Source organism: Marinoscillum sp., assembly GCF_965229915.1.
Taxonomy (GTDB): Bacteria; Bacteroidota; Bacteroidia; order Cytophagales; family Cyclobacteriaceae; genus Marinoscillum.
This window is the reverse complement of the sequence record NZ_CBDDJZ010000001.1, coordinates 4,461,672-4,482,200: the sequence shown is the minus strand read 5'-3', so window position 1 is coordinate 4,482,200 and position 20,529 is coordinate 4,461,672. Positions and strand designations below refer to the sequence as shown.

The 20,529-nt window shown below is 43.3% G+C and carries 16 protein-coding genes; 11 read left to right on the top strand and 5 right to left on the bottom strand.

Going from position 1 to position 20,529, the window contains the following annotated elements; all coding sequences use genetic code 11:
* The first annotated feature begins 59 nt into the window (after positions 1-59).
* Positions 60-749, top strand: a complete 690-nt coding sequence (locus tag ACO067_RS19035) for an RDD family protein (RefSeq protein WP_421877049.1) — start codon at positions 60-62, stop codon at positions 747-749.
* Between the two features lie 63 nt (positions 750-812).
* Here ACO067_RS19035 and ACO067_RS19030 read toward each other — a convergent pair whose 3' ends face one another.
* The 5 genes from ACO067_RS19030 to ACO067_RS19010 all read right to left on the bottom strand — a co-directional run bounded on the left by ACO067_RS19030 (position 813) and on the right by ACO067_RS19010 (position 6,854).
* Positions 813-1,721 (bottom strand): hypothetical protein, encoded by a 909-nt coding sequence (locus ACO067_RS19030; protein WP_421877047.1) that lies wholly within the window; start codon positions 1,719-1,721, stop codon positions 813-815.
* 231 nt (positions 1,722-1,952) lie between these two features.
* Positions 1,953-2,588 carry a response regulator gene (locus tag ACO067_RS19025; protein WP_421877045.1) on the bottom strand — a complete coding sequence of 212 codons (636 nt, stop codon included), beginning with the start codon at positions 2,586-2,588 and terminating at the stop codon, positions 1,953-1,955.
* Positions 2,572-4,440: a sensor histidine kinase gene (locus tag ACO067_RS19020; RefSeq protein WP_421877043.1), complete on the bottom strand. Its 1,869-nt coding sequence runs from the start codon at positions 4,438-4,440 to the stop codon at positions 2,572-2,574. Before ACO067_RS19020 ends, ACO067_RS19025 begins: the two co-directional genes overlap by 17 nt.
* 144 nt (positions 4,441-4,584) lie before the next feature.
* Positions 4,585-5,121 (bottom strand): ATP-dependent protease subunit HslV, encoded by a 537-nt coding sequence (hslV, locus tag ACO067_RS19015; RefSeq protein ID WP_421877040.1) that lies wholly within the window; start codon positions 5,119-5,121, stop codon positions 4,585-4,587.
* A 71-nt stretch (positions 5,122-5,192) separates the two neighbouring features.
* A complete protein-coding gene (locus ACO067_RS19010; RefSeq protein ID WP_421877038.1) occupies positions 5,193-6,854 on the bottom strand; it encodes a pyruvate dehydrogenase complex dihydrolipoamide acetyltransferase in 1,662 nt (553 codons plus the stop codon).
* A 137-nt stretch (positions 6,855-6,991) separates the two neighbouring features.
* Here ACO067_RS19010 and ACO067_RS19005 point away from each other — a divergent pair, with 137 nt between their 5' ends.
* The 10 genes from ACO067_RS19005 to ACO067_RS18960 all read left to right on the top strand — a co-directional run bounded on the left by ACO067_RS19005 (position 6,992) and on the right by ACO067_RS18960 (position 20,524).
* Positions 6,992-7,948 carry a YheT family hydrolase gene (locus tag ACO067_RS19005; protein ID WP_421877036.1) on the top strand — a complete coding sequence of 319 codons (957 nt, stop codon included), beginning with the start codon at positions 6,992-6,994 and terminating at the stop codon, positions 7,946-7,948.
* A gap of 34 nt (positions 7,949-7,982) precedes the next feature.
* The gene (locus ACO067_RS19000) at positions 7,983-8,681 is read left to right on the top strand and encodes an SOS response-associated peptidase (RefSeq protein ID WP_421877034.1); all 699 of its coding nucleotides are present in this window, start codon (positions 7,983-7,985) and stop codon (positions 8,679-8,681) included.
* Between the two features lie 78 nt (positions 8,682-8,759).
* Positions 8,760-9,080 carry a PadR family transcriptional regulator gene (locus tag ACO067_RS18995; protein ID WP_421877032.1) on the top strand — a complete coding sequence of 107 codons (321 nt, stop codon included), beginning with the start codon at positions 8,760-8,762 and terminating at the stop codon, positions 9,078-9,080.
* On the top strand, positions 9,077-11,668 hold the full coding sequence (locus ACO067_RS18990; protein WP_421877030.1) for an ABC transporter permease: 2,592 nt from the start codon (positions 9,077-9,079) through the stop codon (positions 11,666-11,668). The genes ACO067_RS18995 and ACO067_RS18990 overlap by 4 nt, the downstream gene beginning before the upstream one ends.
* 158 nt (positions 11,669-11,826) lie before the next feature.
* The gene (locus ACO067_RS18985; RefSeq protein WP_421877028.1) at positions 11,827-13,872 is read left to right on the top strand and encodes an OmpA family protein; all 2,046 of its coding nucleotides are present in this window, start codon (positions 11,827-11,829) and stop codon (positions 13,870-13,872) included.
* A gap of 70 nt (positions 13,873-13,942) precedes the next feature.
* The gene (locus ACO067_RS18980; protein ID WP_421877026.1) at positions 13,943-15,475 is read left to right on the top strand and encodes a hypothetical protein; all 1,533 of its coding nucleotides are present in this window, start codon (positions 13,943-13,945) and stop codon (positions 15,473-15,475) included.
* A 52-nt stretch (positions 15,476-15,527) separates the two neighbouring features.
* The gene (locus tag ACO067_RS18975; RefSeq protein ID WP_421877024.1) at positions 15,528-17,468 is read left to right on the top strand and encodes an OmpA family protein; all 1,941 of its coding nucleotides are present in this window, start codon (positions 15,528-15,530) and stop codon (positions 17,466-17,468) included.
* Positions 17,469-17,517: 49 nt separating this feature from the next.
* Positions 17,518-18,525 carry a 3-oxoacyl-ACP synthase III family protein gene (locus tag ACO067_RS18970; RefSeq protein WP_421877022.1) on the top strand — a complete coding sequence of 336 codons (1,008 nt, stop codon included), beginning with the start codon at positions 17,518-17,520 and terminating at the stop codon, positions 18,523-18,525.
* A 92-nt stretch (positions 18,526-18,617) separates the two neighbouring features.
* Complete coding sequence (locus ACO067_RS18965) at positions 18,618-19,211, top strand: hypothetical protein (RefSeq protein WP_421877020.1); 594 nt, start codon at positions 18,618-18,620, stop codon at positions 19,209-19,211.
* On the top strand, positions 19,208-20,524 hold the full coding sequence (locus tag ACO067_RS18960; RefSeq protein WP_421877018.1) for a toxin-antitoxin system YwqK family antitoxin: 1,317 nt from the start codon (positions 19,208-19,210) through the stop codon (positions 20,522-20,524). The genes ACO067_RS18965 and ACO067_RS18960 overlap by 4 nt, the downstream gene beginning before the upstream one ends.
* Positions 20,525-20,529: the final 5 nt, after the last annotated feature.

Below are 20,529 nucleotides of genomic sequence, written 5' to 3'. Positions count from 1 at the left end.
TTAGCGTTTTCTGAATGAATGCATTCAACGAGTGCGACAAAATAGCAAGCCTTTCAGTTATGGCAAAATTTATTACCAACCAAAACATTGAAATCAACCTCGAATTAGCCAGTCTGGGAGATCGGATCATTGCCACTATTATTGATTTGTTAATCCTTGGCTCCTATTTCTTTTTGGCAGTGATCATTATCTCGGGATTAGGTGGCAATGAAATTTTCATAGGCATATTTTTTATTCCACCTCTTTTCTATTCACTCGCGTTCGAATACTTCATGCAGGGACAGTCGCCGGGTAAGCATGTCAGAGATATCAAAGTGGTCAAACTGGATGGAGGAGCTCCTGGGTTTGGTAACTACCTTCTACGCTGGATTTTAAGACTATTGGATATCCCATTTTACGGAGCGGTCGCTATCATATCGATCATTGTTACTAAGAATGGTCAACGGCTGGGCGATCTGGCTGCAGGTACTACAGTCATCAAAGTCAAAAAGAGGAAGTCGATCGACAGCATCAAAACACTCAAAAAGGATCCGAATTACCAGATTCAATTTCCCCAGGTAAAAAGGCTTAGCGACAAGCAAATAGAATTGATTAGAAAATCGCTGGAGCATGGAGCTGACGGACTCAACTATGCGGCTATTGGCCAACTGACAGAGAAAATAAAGGAAATGCTACAGGTGACTACCGATCTGCCAGATGTCAAGTTCCTATATACCTTGATTGCTGATTACGAGCACCTGGATGCATAAGCGTAAATAAAAAAAGCCATCTACTTAACTGGCAGATGGCTTCAATTTATTCTTTAAATCTGATTAATCTTCATCACAGGTGTATCCCAGATCATAACTCCAGGTATCACCTTCTGAGTCGCTGTAAGTAATCTTCGTCGGTAGTTCCGCATCATTGTACTCATAGGTAATGGTGGTATTCCACTGCTCTGTCTCTCCATCATAGGTGTACTCCTCATCATATGTTAGTGCATTATTCGTGCTTATGTAGTCAGTAATATCACCTTCCCAAAGCATCCAAAGCAGATTCCCTTTTAATGGGTTCTTTTTACCATCATAGGTAATATCTACTGAGTAACTTTCACCATTCTCCTCTAATACATCTTCCCCAACAATGCTGGTTATGTTTCCATTGGTATATGTGAACTCATCAAAAGAATAGAGTACAAACTCTCCTTGAGTATCTCCACTGTAATTGTCCCAGTTTTCCACTCTTACGACCTGATCACCTTCATAAGTGAATCGATATTCATCGATGGAACCATCTTCGGTTTCTTCCTCTATGTACTTCACTATCTTATCTCCATCATAGATGATTTCATACGTCTCATACACCTGACCATCTTCAGACTCTTCAGCACTTACCAATTTACCATCCTCATACTCTCCGGTCACTACGTCGGTGTCAGACTGAGCGACTCCATCTTCTACCCACTCTTCCAGATCGGTAATCTTGACAATGTTGCCATCAGCGTCATATTCAAAGGTAGTGGTAGACTTATCATCAGTATCCCATTCTATCACTATGGTCTCTATATGGCAGTCACCATCATCTGACGTGTCATCATCACTGTCGTCAGTATCATCGTCAGTGTTGTCATCATTTGTATCATCGTTTTGCTCCTGGTCGTCTTTGGTTACATCTTCAGCCGGATCTTCCGTACACGCTACCAAAAAGGCCATTAAAATCAGCGGTAGTAGTATTTTCTTCATTACAGTATATATTATGTTGGTTTGTAATCAAAGCTACGGGTCGCTCTACCCGATCACAATACCTAATTGGAGGTATAATTATCAAAAAAGGCCACCTGATAGGTTATCAAGTAGCCTTAACGCAACGTGCTATTCCGTGTCAATTCGTCTAATTGCACTTCTAGCTTAACTGTATGATAAAGTTAGAAGGCACTCCAATGGGGTGCAATACCGAATAGGAGGTATTCTGAATTACAAATTATGATCCATCATGAATTTAACCAGGGCTCCAGGAGTGCTGAGGTTGAGCTTTTGCATCAGGTTTTTGCGATGCGTGCGTACTGTCAGCACACTTAAAACCAATTGATCTGCAATCTCCTGTGAGGTCATTCCTTCTTTGACCAGTTGCATGATCTCCAATTCTCTTTTGGTTAGGTTAAACTGCTTCAGGAACCCATCATTCTTATCCATTTCAGATTTGACTTGCTCCTTCTTGCCTTCTGGATAAAACTCTCCTCCAGCACATACTTTTGCTATTGCTTCGACTAACTTTTCCTTGGGTGTCGTCTTAATGAGATAACCCTTTGCACCAGATTTTCTGGCCAGGTCTATGAGGTATTGCTCATTGTAAGTGGAGAGCATCACCACCTTAATATATGGGTAGATAGCATGAAGCTTCTTTAGCGCTTCCAGACCATTGAGATCGGGCATATTGATATCCAGTAGAATCAGATCAGGTTTAAAGTCAGCCAGGCAACTGAGCAGTACTTTCCCCGTGTTGGCCGTGGCAATGATCTCAAACTCCGGATGATCAGCCAGCAAGACCTTTAAGCCTTCAATAAATAAGACATGATCATCTGCGATGATTATTTTATTTTTTTGCGCCATTTCCTTTAGTATGTGGAATTTCTACAATCACCGTAGTACCCTTATTGCCTGAATCAATAGAAAAAGTGCCATGCAGATAATCTACCCTAGACCTGACATTTCGCAAACCAATACCACCTTCAGTGCTCTGGAAACCGACTCCATTGTCTTCTACTATTAGCTCACATCCTCCCTGTTGAAAGAAAAGCTGAACAGTGGACTCGCTAGCCTGAGAATGACGTAGCACATTGCTGGTCAGCTCCATAATAATCCGATAGATGATCAACTCCTCCGACTTATCAAAATGCTCACTACTACCTACCAGATGAAAAGTAAACCCGATTGTCGATTCTTCATTGAGCTGTTCAAAATATGCATTAATCACATCTTCCAGTGCTACCTCACTAAACTGTGGTGGCATCAGGTTGTGAGAAATCTGACGTACCCTAGCTGATGTATCTTCAAGCAAACTCATTATTTCAGACTTTCGATGATCTTCTGACTTGAGCGTTTGCAGGTTAAGCTGAATAACGGCCAGGTTACTACCCAGATCATCATGAAGATCTTCTGCGATACGCTTTCGTTCATTTTCCTGTGCGCCTATGATCTCTCCAGCTTTGGTTTCTTTTTCGCTTTGCAGCTCTTGAGCAATCTGTTCCTTTTCCTTTTGAAACAACCGATATCGATACATTAAACCAAATGAAATAACAGTAGTCTCGATCAACATACCAACCTGAAAGAGATTAGGTGGAAAAATATAAGTTACAGTCTCGGCCATCAGCGTGCGCTCCATTCCCCCGATCAAAAAGACAGACAAACCAACCAGCACCAGCCATGCACTCTTATATCCACGATAGATGCTGATAACTGTATTGACAAACACCAGTAGCAGTCCCACAATCATGGATTTGGTGGTGAGCTCTAAAATGAGTGTTTCGAGCCAGGTATCACCTCTCACATAGAATATCACGAAGTGAGCCAAACCAAAAACCACGATGGCATACTTCAAAAAACTGGTCAACCGAAACACCCATGACTGCCGCTCGATATTGCCAAGAAATAACTGAATGACATGTACCAAACACGCCACCAACAATGCCGAAACACCTGCCATTCCGAACAAGCGATACCCGTGAAACGAATCCATCCCCAGAAACTGGGAATCAAGTCCATCATGCTTAAAGAGAAAGGCTATTTCTAAAAAAATATAAAGCGCATACCAGGCGTGAATTTGATCTTTGGTAGTGAAGTACAAGTAAATGTTTAGCAACAAAAACAAGCCAAGTACCCCAGTGATAAAACCAAAGAAAGTATAGAACTCCATAGTTGCAGCTTGCATTTCCCTATTGTTCAAAAGTGCAGTGGCAATCACCCGAAAAGCATGTCGCTCATCAGTAAACAAGTAAAAAGTATCCGTGGTCTGTGGGGATATTTCTATAGGGAAAACATAATGGGTGTAATTATAGGGTCGAGACTCAAATGGGTATTGATAACCTATCTTCCCCAATGATCTCCATCCAGCGTTGGAAGATTGAAACAACTCCCCCTCTAATATGCCAATTTGCCCAAGCAACATTTTTAGTTGCACCGAACGAGAAAGCGGATTGGACACCTGAAATCGAAACCAGTAAAAATCGTCGTTGTATCCCACTTGCAACACAGGGCTGGTACCTAATGGTGTGAACAGGGTGTCATACCGCTCACTTCTAACCAACTCAAAAGGAATCATGGAATCCGTCTTTAGCACGTCCATGTATTGGTTCAGAAACAACCTTTCGTCATCTTCACAATCTCGCACATCCAGAGATCTCTGAGCGCAAAACCCAATCATCCAGAAGAATGTACAGAAAACACTTATGAAGACCTTTTTCATGAACTAAATTGACCTGAACTAATACCAGAATTCAAAATAGCCATATCTCCAGACAATACTCAATACCTCGATTGGAGTATTTTTAAACGAAAAAGGTCACACCAGTAATCCAGCATGACCTTTTGATTCCTTACTATTCGAATGTCACAACGTCTCCACCACCAGATTATGATTAGTGTAGATGCAAATATCTGCGGCTATGTTGAGGCTTTCTCGAACCATTTCTTCTGCTGTCAGATCAGTGGCGTGACGCTTCAAACCCATCGCTGCTGAGCGAGCATACATGCTACCAGACCCAATCGACGCAATGTCATCATCCGGCTCCAGCACATCTCCAGTACCTGAGATCACCAAAATTTCGTTTTTATCCGCCACAATCATCATGGCCTCCAATCTTCGGAGGTAGCGATCAGTTCGCCAGTCCTTGGCCAGCTCTACTGCGGCCCGCTTCATATTGCCGGTGTAAGTGGCCAGCTTTTCATCAAGCCTCTCCAGCAAGGTAAACGCATCCGCCGTGGATCCTGCAAACCCAGTAACGATCTTGCCATCCTGAAGCTTTCGGATTTTTTTGACGTTGCTTTTCGCCACGGTATTGCCCATGGTGGCCTGACCATCTGCTCCGATAGCGATCTGACCATTGTGTTTTATAGCTACGACGGTTGTCGATTTGATTTTTTCCATTTCTGTCTTAGTCTAAATAAAAATGTCCCGTCATTTCCTAACGGGACATTTCATTTATGGTTTGTTACTTTCTAGATCAAAATCGCCACAGGATTCTCGATATAGCCTTTCAGTGTTTTCAGGAAGGCTGCTCCAGTGGCTCCATCTACCGTCCGGTGATCACAGGTTAGGGTTACTTTCATGCGATTACCCGGCACGATTTGACCATCTTTTACCACAGGCACCTGACTGATCGCCCCTACAGCGAGGATACAAGACTCCGGTGCATTGATGATCGATGTAAACTCTTCGATTCCGAACATTCCCAGGTTGGAGACCGTGAAGGTATTCCCCTGCATTTCGTCTGGAGTGATCTTCTTTGCTTTTGCTTTCTGAGCAAATTCCTTCACCTCAGTAGAAATGTGCGCGAGGCTCTTGCTATCCGCAAATTTCACAACCGGCACGATGAGTCCATCTTCAATGGCCATTGCTACACCTACATGAATGTGGTCGTTCTTACGAATGGTCTTGGACTCGTCCAGCCAATAGGTATTAACATTAGGGTGTTGCCTCAAAGCAGCAGCCACCGCTTTGATTACAATATCGTTGAAGGAAATCTTCACTGGAGACAATTCATTGATCGCTGCGCGAGCTTCAATGGTTTTGTCCATATCGATATCCATGGTCAGGTAGAAGTGTGGTGCTCCGAACTGACTGTTCATCAATCCTTTGGCGATCGCCTTTCTCATTTGAGAAGCCGGCACATCCGTATAGCTTTCTTCTCCTACTACCTTCGGTAGGTTCACCACCGGTGCTCCTTCTTTTCCTTTACTGTCTGCTACAGGTGCTGAAGCCGGAGCTTGTGAAGGTGTAAACTCTTCTACATCTTTTTTCACAATTCTTCCTCCATCCCCTGATCCTGGGATTTGACTCAGATCGTAACCCTTTTCTGCAGCAATCTTCTTCGCCAATGGTGAAGCTTTGATTCTTCCACCATCAGTAGTAGTATCTTGTGTAGGCTGTGCAGTTGGTGCCGAAGAGGATGCCGAGGTGCTTTCTTTTTTAGCTTCTTGCTTAGGCTCTTCTTTTTTCTCAGATTTTTTGGACCCTCCACCAGACTCAGCTTTGAGCAATGACTTCCAGTCGGCATCTTTTTCACCAATAATGGCAATGACACCATCAATAGGAACTGATCCACCGTCTTCTATTGCAATATGAAGCAATGTACCATCTTCGTAGGCTTCCAGCTCCATAGTGGCCTTATCCGTTTCTACCTCGGCTAATATATCACCTGAGGAAACTTCGTCACCTTCTTTTTTCAGCCATTGAGCGATGACACCCTCTTCCATGGTATCACTCATTTTTGGCATTCGAATGACCGAAGCATTGATATCAGATGTGTCTACTTCTTCACCCGCAGGCTCATCAGAGGACTCTTCCTCTTTCGCATCATCTCCGCTAGCTGCTCCATTTGATCCGCTTTCCAGATCTTTGAGCAAACTAGATATATCCTCTCCTTTTTCTCCAATAATAGCGATCACACCATCCACTGGCACCGCTTCTTGTTCTTTTACTCCTATATGTAGTAGCACACCATCCTGGTAAGATTCCAGCTCCATGGTGGCTTTATCAGTTTCTACTTCAGCCAGTACATCCCCAGATTCTACTTCGTCTCCTTCTTTTTTTATCCAAGATGCGATGACTCCTTCTTCCATGGTGTCACTCATCTTTGGCATTCTGATTACTTCAGCCATTTTATAAGCGTTATTTTTACCCTAACAAATCAAATCCAAAGTTAATCCATGTGTGTTTTTCTCCAACACATCTGAATCTTTTAATTTGGTTTTTAAAATAAATGCAAAAACGAGGATAAAGTTTTTAAAATTCCAAAATGCCGGCATCTGACAACTCCAGCTACAAAAGACCCAAACGTTTTATCTCTGGACATCTGGAAACGATCTATCCTGCCTTGTTTAGAAAGGTAAAAGGACTTAAAGCTCCTGATCGTGAGCGACTCACCTTATCCGACGGGGATTTCGTGGACCTGGATTGGCGCAAACAAGGCAGTGACCGACTGGTCATCGTGCAGCATGGGTTGGAAGGAGGCAGTGATCGTCCCTATGTACTTGGTATGGCCAAGCACTTCACTGAAAATGGCTATGATGTGCTGGCCTGGAACTTCAGAGGGTGTAGTGGTGAGATGAACAAAGCCGTGCGTTTTTACCATAGTGGAGCCACTGATGATCTGGATGAAGTAGTCCAACATGCCATTCCCGATTACAAAAAAGTCTTTTTGGTAGGTTTCAGTTTGGGAGGAAACATGACCCTGAAATACCTGGGAGAATCCTCCAGGAGTCCAAAAATAAAAGGGGCTGTAGCGGTAAGTACTCCCCTCGATCTGGACAAAGGATCGAACAACCTGAGTTCGCTCAGAGGTAAAATATATGAACGTAGGTTTTTGAGAACACTGATTCAAAAAGTAAAAGACAAAGCCGCAGCAATGCCTGGGAAAATTGATGTATCAACTCTGAATGATGTGAAAACAATCCGGGAATTTGATGATGCGTTTACTTCCAAACTGCACGGATATAAAGATGCCACAGATTATTACCGTCAGTGTAGCAGTAAGTATTTCTTAAATGGAATAGAGGTACCTACTCTCATACTTAATGCGAAAAACGATCCATTCCTCACCCCGGAGAGTCTGGATCATTCACTGACCGAAAACTTACCCAACGTGACACTAGAGACCACCGCACATGGTGGCCATGTGGGCTTTATCAGCATCAACCCTCAGAAAGTTTACTGGTCAGAACAAAAGGCTCTGGAATTTTTCCAGCAACTATAGAAATGCACCTCGAGCATTGCTATCTTTCCGTTTAATGTACGATAGATACACCATATTCTGTGAAAAGCCAGAACTGGAGAAGTTCATGAACGCTGAACTTCCTGTGGACACATTTGTGAGCTACAACGCCGGCCCTACCCAACCCCTACCAGTGGTTGCCCTCAACCGCCAAGACATGATTCAGTTCTTTCACTGGGGACAAACTCAGCAGATGGCCAATAACAAAGCGCTTTCACCACGTCTGTTCAACCTGACCAAAGACAGTGCATTTCAGCGTCCGGCTTACAAAAAAGCCATTGAAAAGTCCAGGTGCCTGATTGCTGCAAATGGCTTTTACGTCTGGAAGCAGCTTAGTAAAAAACAAAAGGCGCCATATTTCTGCTATCAGCAGCACCACACTCCTTTCGGAATAGCAGGAATCTATGAGGAGTTTGAAGATCTGGATGGCAACTTATCACATACGTTCAACATGATCACTGTACCTGCACAAGCCAGGCTAGGGAGCTACAGTGAAGACATGCCAGCTATCCTCAACAAACAAATGAGTGAAAAATGGCTGAATGAAGAACTCACGCTGGACGATGTTAGCGAACTACTCGATCAAGTCACCGATGAAAAGCTCTTCATGCATGCTGTAAGCCCCAGAATAACCGAATTGGAAAATAACGACCAGTCCCTGATCCAGGCCGCAGCTCCTTCCGATCAATTCGGTAATTATACCCTTTTCAGTTAAAAATCTACCGTTCAAACATTTAGTCTTCATTTAAGAATTAAATTATTCTATATTTGGTCTTCATTTAAGAAACTAAATATGAAAGGAACGTATCTGGGCGAGTTTCAGGAGATTGTGTTGTTGACCATCATCGTACTGGCCGAAAACGCCTATGGGGTTTCCATTCAGGATGAAATAGAAGAGCGAACAAAACGCTCAGTCAGCAGAGGAGCTTTGCATACTGCCCTGATGCGATTAGAGGAAAAAGGCTTTATCCGATCTGAGTATGGAGGTGCAACGGCGGAAAGAGGCGGTCGTAGAAAACGATTCTATCAGGTGACCAATCTGGGTCGAGAAGCCTTAAACGAAGCAAAATCCATTCGTGACGAACTCTGGAGCTTAATTCCTCAAGGACAATGAATCACCGACCACCACAGTTCCTTACCAAAATACTTCGGTCTCTCTGTAAAGATCAGTTTTACGAAGAGCTGCAGGGAGACCTGGAGGAACGCTTCTTCAGAGACATCAAGAGTAAAGGACTTAAAAATGCAAGAAGGCGTTACAATATGGAGATGATCAAACTCCTTCGCCCATCCGTTATCAAATCACCTAAAATACCGCTCCCCATGAACCATTTCAGCATTTTACAAAACTACCTGATCGTAGCTTTAAGAAATATTAAGCGACAGAAGCTCTTCTCAGCTATCAATGTGATTGGGTTGGCGATCAGCATGGCCGTGGGCCTTATCACCATTTCTTTTATTACAGAAATGGAAAACTACGATTCCTTTCATGAAAAGGCCGACAGAATCTACCGAGTCACGACCACAAGAACTAATCACCTGGACCAGAGCAACGAATATGCCTCTACATCCCTACTGGTGGGTGAAAAACTAGCAGACGATTATGGCGGTGTGGAAGAAATCGTCCAGATCAATAAAGGCATGTGGGGTGATCTGGAGCACGATGAAAAAATGTACAAAATCTCCGGCCATTATGTTTCATCTAATTACTTGAGTGTATTCTCCTTTCCTCTGATTGCTGGTAATCCAGAAACGGCTTTAAAAGAACCAAACACTATCCTGCTCACAGAAGACCTGGCAGACAAAATCTTTGGGACAGTAGATGTGATAGGTCAAACCCTCAAGTTTAAAGAGGAGACTTACACCATCACAGCGGTGATAAGAAACCTCCCAAAGGCATCTCACATTCAGTTCGACGCGCTTGCGTCGCTCAGTACCCTACAAAATGACAAAGAAACGGCGTATCACTGGGAATGGAACACCATGTGGAGCAGTTACATCTACCTGTTATTTCCCGAAGATATTAAGATAGAAACTGTTCAGTCCCACTTGGACGCCATCAGCAAGGAAGAAAATGATAAGGTGTCCACCTTTTCGATGCACTTGAACCTGGAATCAATGGCCGACATCTTTCCCGGAGATGGCAAATTCAATGAAATTGGTATCACCATGACACGATCTTACATCCAACAAATCGTGTTATTATCCATCATCGTATTGTTTTCCGCTTGCTTCAACTATGCCAATCTCAGCATTGCCAGATCACTCAAGAGAGCCAAAGAGATTGGCATCAGAAAAGTGATCGGTGCACGAAAAAGACAGCTATTCAATCAGTTTATCCTGGAAGCAGTGTTAGTTTCTCTCTTCTCCCTCGTCATAGCCGTTGGTCTTTTTGTGATCATACGTCCTTACTTTATTGATCTCACCTACTCTACCCGACGTACTGCCACACTTGCGCTAACGCCAGAAGTGGTTGCTTACTTTGTAGCATTTGCAGTGGTAATTGGTATCCTGGCAGGCATGATTCCTTCCAGCATCATGGCCCGCTTTAAACCAGTGTCCATTTTAAAAGGAATCTCCATCAAAGGTGACAGAGGAATGAGCCTGCGCAAGGTGATGGTGGCTGTCCAGTTCATTCTATCCATTGGACTGGCGACTCTGGTATATCTCACCGAAAAGCAGTACCAGTTCGCACTGAATTATGACCTGGGTTTTAACACAGAAAACATCCTAAACATTGAAGTACAAGGCAATGATGCCAAATTACTGAAAAGTGCTTTGAGTCAATTGCCAGAAGTTAGTGCTATATCTGAGTCATCGGTTATCCCCAGTATTGGCAATACCAACTCTGATCATGCCAGACTGCTAGACCAACCGGATAGCTTCCCTACCTACAGCAACTATGTTGATCCGACCTACCTGGACAACCTGGGGCATCAGCTGGTAGCCGGGACCAATTTTACGCCTGGTGGTCCCAATGATCAAATGATTGTAAATGAACACTTCGTAAAAAAATTTGGCATCAACAACCCAGAAGACGCCATCGGTAAGCGGGTGCACTACTACAGCGCTAACAAAACGATCATTGGAGTAGTCAGAGACTTCAACTATGGCACCATATATAACAAGATTGACCCGTTTGCATTCCTTTACCATGCAGACCGTACTCCGTGGCATCTCAATCTTAAAATTCAAAGTACTGACATGGTATCAACATTGGATAAAATAGATGCGATCTGGCGAGATATCGATTCAAATCACGAACTGGAGGCACGTTTTTATGACCAGCAGATTCAGGACTATTACCAACACCTCCAAGCCAAAACCAAGATGTATGGAATGCTCGCCTTCATAGCCATATCGATATCTTTATTGGGGATGCTGGGCATGGTAGTCTACACCACTGAATTAAAAATGAAAGAACTAACGATCCGTAAAGTGCTCGGTGCTGAACTAAAAAACCTGATAGTTATTATTTCCAGAAATTTCAGCTGGATATTCCTGATAGCTACCATAGTGGCCATCCCAGCAAGCTATTACCTCTATCTGGATCTCACTGAAAGTATGGTGCACAAAATGGATCTCAACCCTCTGGAGTTGATCATTGGTGCAGTCCCAATACTGATCATTGGCTGCCTGATTGTACTGGCGCAAACAGTCAAAGCATCCAGAACAAATCCCGCTAAAACACTGAGAGATGAGTGAAAGATGAGGCTAATGACCTGTTGATGACTTAAAAAGCGCCGTTCATCGATAACTGAACTCTTTTTTCTCGTTCATCTGGATTTAATCCTCGTCTACTCTCAACTAGCTGTATTTAAGAAGGTTAACCCATATCATTGTAATAAGAAAAAGAATGAATTATGATGAAACTGGCATCCTTCATGACGTTGATTCTTTTGTTAACGTCTAACATTACCACCGCCCAAAACCCAGCGAAGCTCTATAAACGAGGAATTGAAGCCTTTTATAAAGAGGATTTTGAGGCCGCAAGCGTCTTTTTTCAAGAAATTGAAAATACAGGAAGATCGTACAAAGACTCAGAATATCGACTGGAGATCGCTAACCTGATCCAACCAAAATACCGTGAAAGGTCATTGGATAAGATGATCAAGTTTTATGAGTTTAAACCTAAATCTGATAAATTCTTCTATTACTGGATAGGTCGAATATACGCCAACAGATACATGTTTCCAGAGGCAGTAGAGGCATGGAATAAATTCCTTAATCGATCTGGTTATAAGAGTGATGAGATCGTCAGTGAAACGAACCAGTACATCGCAAAAGCAGCGGAATTAGTGTCCTATTTTGACAATCCAGACAACTATGAAATCCATCAGCTAGACGGACCTATTAATACAGAATATGCTGAGCTTACTCCGGTATATTCCGAGGAGAAAGACGAACTTCTATTTGCTTCCAACCGAGAGAATACCAAAGATGACCAGTTCAAGATCTATCATGCAGAAGGAAACGACCATGGCTGGTCAGCCCCAACTTCACTTGATGTATTAGGCACTTTTGATCGGAATGAAGCCAACGTGGAAGTAGTCAACGAGGACGGTAAGCTCTTTATCTTCAGAGATGTACATAAGGGAGATCTCTTTTACAGTGAGCCATCCCGAACTGGATGGAACCAACCCGTAGAGTTTGACAGTGAGATAACATCCACACATCTAGAATCTCACTTCTACATCAACGAGCATGAAGACCGGATCATCTTTGCTACGCGCAATAAAAATACAGGTCTTGACTTAATGGAATCTTTCAGAAATGCAGAAACAGGTGAATGGGAAAAACCTCACCCGTTTGGCTTAACCATCAATAGCGAATTTAACGAGGATAGTCCCTTTCTCTCCCACGACGAAACCAAGTTCTATTTTCTTTCTGATCGGCCCGGAGGTGTGGGTGGATATGACGTCTATGTCTCCACTCTTGATCAAGCTACTAACCTATGGACCGATCCGGTGAACATGGGCTGGCCAATCAACTCACCAGATGATGAGATGCACTTCAAAATGAATGCCGATGGCAGCTCGGGCTACTTTAGTTCTAATCGTATACACTCCAAAGGAGACTATGACATCTTCTTTTTCTGGTCGATTGAGAAAACAAAAATCAGAGGACGCGTGATCAATGCACTCACTCAAGAACCTGTGACTGAAGGTGAAATTCGCTTTCATCCATCACAGTATCTAGATGAATACTTCAGATCTCCATTGGATAGCTCAGGAAGATATGGCACGGACATCATTTCTAATGAAAACTTTCGGGTAGAGGTGATTAGCCAAATTGATACGCTAATGACAGAGAGTTTTGAGATCCATGACTCCAAAGGGGAATCAATCACTCATTACAAAGACTTCTATGTGATACCAAAAGATCTGTCTGATGAAGAAAGACTGGCACTGGAAAAAAAGTATAAAAGCAAGCCAGAGATCATTCAGACAGACATGACAGTGGCTGCAAATACCGAAGTGGAAGATGAGTCTCAAAAACCCAAAGAATCAGTTACTGCCAAGGTAACATCTCCAAAACCAGATACTGAATCCGCAGACTCATATGGTAAACCACTCTTCGTTGGTAATATTTATTTTGAGTTTGGTACCAGTACCATTACCGAGGCTTCCCTTCCCCGACTCAACGAGATTTTGGATTTTCTGGTGAGCAATCCGGGCAATGAAATAGAGATAGCCGGACATACCGACAACATCGGGAACGAGCGTATGAACCAGATCATCTCTAAAAACCGGGCTCTGGCAGCTAAAAGATGGCTAGTGGAAAATGGCATAGCTAGCAGCAGGATTGCTGCAGTTGGTTATGGTTCTAAAAAGCCCATGGCATCTAATGACGATGAAATCAACGGTCGCTCCCTTAATCGGAGGATAGAGGTTCTGGTGGTGAATTGAGATTTTCATCTCTCGCTACTTCAGACCAAGCATATTTTTAAATAACTTGTCTTCAAAATGTGTTTAAGGGATGAACAATTCACAACCAAACTATCAGCTACGACCTATTGTATTATTACTGATATTGACGAGTTCTTTTTCTGTTTTCAGTCAAAAGGAAGTCCGACTATATGACAAGGCCGAGGAACAATTAAGCGATCATCAATACACTGAAGCTCTTGAGTACTACCAGGAAGTACAGGAGATCAGTCCGGGCTTTGGTGATGTGGACTACAAGATATCTATTTGCTCTTACCTGTCAGGTGCCAAAGATGACGATGGCTTAGCTGATTTTCAGCAATTTGAAAACACTTATGGGTCTACAGATGATCATTACTATTACTGGTTGGGGCAAATTTATCTCCGCAGGTACAGTCTGGAAGAAGCCAATAAAGCATTCGAGAAGTTTCAACAGAAAGTAAGCTACACAGGTGGTGCAGATAAGGATGAGTCTGCTGAAAAGATTGCTCATGCCCAGCAACTCAAAGCTTTTTTTGACAATCCAGACAATTACTCCATACACCAACTAGAAAGTCCGATCAATTCGGCTTCAGCGGAATTAAGTCCGGTATACTTCGAAGATGAAAACGAACTGTTGTTTGCGTCTAATCGTGGAAAGTCTGGCGAAACCCCTTTTGTAATTTACTATTCCAAAAGCGGACCAAATGGATGGGAAGCACCCGTAGAACTGGCTAACCTTGGTTCATTTGGCAGGAAAAATGCTAATATAGAAGTGGTCAACGAAGATGGAAAACTGTTCCTCTTTCGGGATGACAATGGTGGAGACTTGTACTACAGCCAGGCTTCAGGCGCCAAGTGGACTACTCCAGTAGAGTTTGATGCGCGTGTTTCTAACAATCATATAGCCTCGCATTTTTTCATCAACGAACACGAAGACCGAATCATCTTCGCTTCAGACGAAGGAGACGATGGACTGGACATATATGAATCGTTCAGAGACCCTGCCAATGGTAAGTGGAGTCGCCCAAGTGCATTCTATTCCTCGATCAATTCTGAATTCAACGAAGACAGTCCTTACCTGTCACCAGACGAGCAGACACTGTACTTCTGCTCGGACAGACCGGGAGGAATCGGTGGATTTGATGTCTACAAGTCCACCTACAATCCTGATGACTATAGCTGGTCGGAGCCAGAAAACATGGGCTGGCCAATTAACTCACCGAACGATGAGTTTCATTTTAAAATGAACGCTGACCAGACCTCCGGGTATTTTGTCTCAAACCGGCTACATACCAAGGGAGATTACGACATATACTTCTTCTGGGAAGTGGAAAAAGTAAAGATACAGGGACGTATTTTCGACAACCAGGTGAATGGCCCATTAACCAATGCGGAAATCAGATTTCACCCAAGCCAATACCTGGATGAATACTTTGTTTCCAAAATCGATCAAACAGGAAGATATAGCACCAAAATCATATCGGACGAGATTTTTAAAGTAGAAATATTACTGGACGGACAAGTGATCCATGAAGAGAAGTTTGAGATCCATGATACATCTGGAGAGCCTACTACTCACATCAAGGATTTTGCAGTGCGATAAAAAACCCAGCTACATCCGCCAATGATTGCGTAGTGCATAAAGAATCAATATCATGAAGAGGTCAATTGCATTCATTGCAGCATTTAGTATCCTAATGCTGGTTCAAGCCCAATCCAAGAGACAACAACTCAAAAAAATGGGCACTATTTTTTACCAGGAGGATTTCAAAGAAATACTGGATATGTGTGTCCAGTTCGAAAAGGAATTTCCTGAGGAAACGGATCACCTTTACTACAAATACATTGCTGAAATGCTCACCTTCGATCGTGGTGGAGATATCAATCGTTTGCTAGAATTTGAAGCGAGTAAGGGAAAAACCGACAAGTTCTACAACTATTGGCTTGGCAGAATCCACCTCAGTAGGTATGAATTCGAGGACGCCAAGGAGCATTTGCAAGCATTTTTGGAATTGGATGTGTACAAGTCGCCGATCATTCTCAAGGAAACGACTGATATGCTGGACATGATCAACAAGGCCATTCCATACTACAACGAGCCCGATGAGTATGAACTGGAAAGACTTCCTGACGGGATCAATACCCTATACTCTGAAATCTCACCGGCATTCTTCAATGGCCATGATGAGCTGATCTTTGCTTCCAACAGGAACCCAAAAGACTCCTATCATGAAGCAGACTATTATACCATTTACCACTCTGAGAAAAAAGGCAGAATCTGGTCAGACCCAGCCCCTTTGATTTCATTGGGAAGTTTTAGCTATGAAAATGCCAAGGTAGAAGTAATCAACAGGGACAATCGCCTGTATCTCTACAGCCCTGAAGATGGTGGCAACATTATGTACAGTGACTTTAAAGACAACTCCTGGAGCTTACCCAAAGTGTTTGATACCAAACTAAAAAACAGACATGTGGAGTCTCATTTCTTCATCAACGACCAGGAGGACTACATTCTTTTCGTTAAGGACAAAGACATTTGGGAAACCCGAAAACTGAACAATGGATGGACAGAACCAAGGCCAATTCCTGGCAGAATCAATTCCATCTATGAAGAAGAAAGTCCTTTTCTCTCTCACTCTGGCACCACACTCTTTTTCAGCTCCAACAGATCAGAATCCATGGGTGGATTTGACGTATTCCGCGCAGAGTTTGATAGCACCATCATGGGTTGGGGAGATGCAATCAATATGGGCTTTCCTATCAACACGATAGACAATGACATCAACTTTGAGGTAACACCAAGTGATCAAAGCGGCTACTTAAGTTCGGACCGACTGCACTCACTCGGCGAATACGACATTTATTACTTTCACAAAGAGGATAAAATACGCGTACGAGGAGTGGTCACAGATACCAACACGGGAAGACCTGCCTCTGGAGTGGAGGTTCGCTTTTTACCCATCGTGTATGAAGATGAGGTATTCCGCGCTGTAACTAATAGCAAAGGTGAATTTGTTATTCCTGTCTTCAATAGGGAGAAATTCGAAACGCAAGTTAGCATCCAAGGAGAAGTACTGCATCGGGGTACATTTGAGAGTTATATCCCTACGGATAGACCTGATCTGACCAAGAACTTTGAAGTACAAGTACCGGCACATCTGAAGGCAAAGACCAACTATGCTACACTTTATCAAGGAGAAAAAGAAGACAGCAATGTCGATTTGGAAATGCTGGGAAGCAAATTTAGAGGTGGACGTAAAGCAATCATCAATAACATTTACTTTGATTTTCAATCATCCCGAATCAAACCCGAATCGCGTGAAGTGTTGAGTAAAATCTATGAGACACTACTACGATCGCCAGACCTGACTGTGGAAATTGGAGGACACACCGATAATATCGGCACTCATGAATACAATATGCAACTCTCCCAGGAACGAGCCAATGCAGTGAGAATCTACCTAATTGATCAGGGAATAGATCCTGGCAGACTAAAGGCGGTTGGTTATGGAGAAACCACTCCACTGGCCAGCAATGATGACGAGATAAATGGTCGTGAACTGAACAGGAGGATAGAAATCCGGGTGTTGGAGTAACCGATTTTGCAGAGGTGGGTTATATTAGCGAGAATAAACGCTAAACAACATGTATACCTCACGCATTACAGGAATAGGCCACTACGTCCCCGATAACGTAGTGACTAATAAGGATTTGGAGCAGTTTATGGAGACCTCTGATGAGTGGATTCAAGAACGCACAGGCATCCAGGAAAGACGCTGGATCGACCCCAAAACGGATGATATGCCATCTACCATGGGAACCAAAGCCGCCAGAATAGCCATTAAAAATGCCGGACTCACTCCTGACGATATTGACTTCATAGTTTTTGCTACGCTCAGCCCTGATTACTATTTCCCAGGACCCGGCGTACAGGTTCAGGAACAGCTAGGCATCAAAGAAATCGGTGCACTGGATGTACGCAATCAATGTAGTGGCTTTATCTACGGACTATCAGTGGCCGATCAATTTGTCAAAACAGGCATGTATAAAAACGTACTGGTGATCGGTAGCGAATACCACTCTGGAGGATTGGAAAAATCAACCAGGGGCCGTGGGGTAACGGTCATTTTTGGTGACGGTGCAGGTGCAGTAGTACTGTCGCGTTCTGAAGATGACCAAAAGGGCATCTTGTCTACTCACCTCCATTCTGAAGGGAAACATGCCAAAGAACTGGCGTTGATTGGGCCTGCTACCAATCGGTGGGTGGATAAAATCATGGACGAAAACGACCCGGAAGACACGAGCTACTATCCGTATATGAACGGAAACTTCGTATTCAAACATGCCGTGACTCGATTCAGTGAAGTAATACATGAAGCACTAATAACCAACGGCTACAAGCCAGAGGATATCAGCATGCTGATCCCTCACCAGGCCAATCTTCGTATCAGTCAGTTTATCCAGAAGCAAATGCGTCTTAGTGATGATCAGGTATATAACAATATCATGAGGTATGGAAACACCACTGCAGCATCCATACCGATCGCACTCAGCGAAGCACACCTGGAAGGCAAAATCAAAGACGGAGACCTGGTATGTATGGCCGCTTTTGGTAGTGGCTTTACCTGGGCTTCAGCCCTGATCAAGTGGTAACAGGAAATGAGCATAGGAACATTCCTTTAAATAAGAGGTTAGCGAATGATAACCTGAATGACATGTGACCATCAGAATAAAAAACGAGACACATGAAACCTACAGATGAAGAGCTTGCAATTCTTAAGAATGATCGTTTTTTAAGGTTGAAAAATGAGGTATCTGAAAAAATCATAGCATACCTGGCAGAAATCGAGCGAGCTCTTCATCAGGAAATCAAGCTAGCTGACTTTCAGTGGCCTGAAGGTACCTTCCTGAAAGCAGGAAAAATATCGAAGGGTGAGCAGTACCGTGGACTTCCTTATTTCATTCTGGATTACCCACGCCTGTTTACTCAAAAAGAAGTCTTTGCATTCAGGAATATGCTGTGGTGGGGCCACCACTATAGCTGCACCCTGCACCTACAAGGACCCCTACTCAAAAGACAAAAAGAAGCAATCGCTAAAAACTTATTGAGCCAAAATGATGTTTATTTCTGCGTGAACGATCAACCCTGGGACTATCACTATGAATCCAGTAATTACCTTCAAATCAAGGATTTAGCATTGACAGATATTCTCTATCAAATTGACATTAACGGATTCATCAAATTGAGTAGTTTTATCCCTGTAGATAAGTGGGATGAATTTTATTCATTCACTTTGACCAGTTTTGCCCGATTTTTGAAGTGCATTCATACACTATGAGGAAACTACTTACACTTGCCATAAGCCTAACGGTAATCTCCGGCCTTCATGCACAAGACGAACTGGAAACCGCTGACGAGAGATTCTTCGCAGCAGATACCATGGCAGATGGTGGTTACGTGTCGCGATACCCCGACGGCACCATACTCTATGTGGGCAAAGTAGAAAATGGCCAAAAACAAGGAGTTTGGAAATACTACTACCCCAACGGCACCTTACGAGAGATGATCTCCTTCAAGGATAGCAAACGCGAAGGATTGAGTCGGAAACTAGACAAGTATGGCGTAATCATCAATGAAGCTAATTATAAAAACAATATCCTGGACGGTCCATATGTGGAATTCTATGAAGATGGTACCCTGGCCTTGAAAGGGCACTACTCTTCTGGCAAAAAGGACAGTACATGGATCGAATACTCACCTGAAGGCGATGTGAACTACATCAAAGAATTCAAACTGGGCAAACCAGACGGTAAGTGGACCTATACTTATTCCTTTGGCCGGGTTAGTGCAGAGGAATACTACACAATCGGAATCAAAACCGGTACATGGAAAGAATATTTTCCAAATAAGCGACTCAAGAAACAGTTTAGTTTTAAAAACGGCCTACTTGACGGAGCATATAAGGAGTATTTTGAGTCTGGAGCTGTAAGTGTGGAAGGCACCTACAAACTAGGCTTGAAGTCTGGTAAATGGCTGAGCTTTGTGGAGCCAGAGAAGCTCTACTCCATTGGTGACTATGTGAATGACCTCAAGACTGGTCACTGGAAATACTTCAAACCAAATGGTGCACTGGATTATGAAGGAAAATTCAAGAATGGGCTCAAAGAGGGTCAATGGATCTACTATCACGACTCTGGCAAACCAAGGATGATCGGTAGCTATGTGCTGGATGAAAAAGATGGTCTTTGGGGGTTGTTTTATGAAAATGAACAACTCCAGATGGAGCAAATGTGGAAGCTCGGAGCTCTCCTGGAGGTGAGCCCTTTCTACACATCACGCGGTGAAGAACTGGAAAGTGGTGGTCTAACAAAAGGTAATGGTAAACTATTCATGTATCACGATGATGGTACGGTAGCCTCAGATGAAACCTACAGAAATGGTCAACTGAATGGTGATGCCAAGTACTATTTTGAAGATGGCACCCTACAGGCGACAGGTAGATACCTCAATGACCAGAAGACTGGAACCTGGCAAGAGTACAACGACAAAGGCAGAATTATTGCCGAAGGAGCCTATACGGCAGGTGAGATGACTGGAACCTGGAGGTTTTTTAACAACCGTGGCAAACTGATCGAAACGGTGGATTACTAATCTGC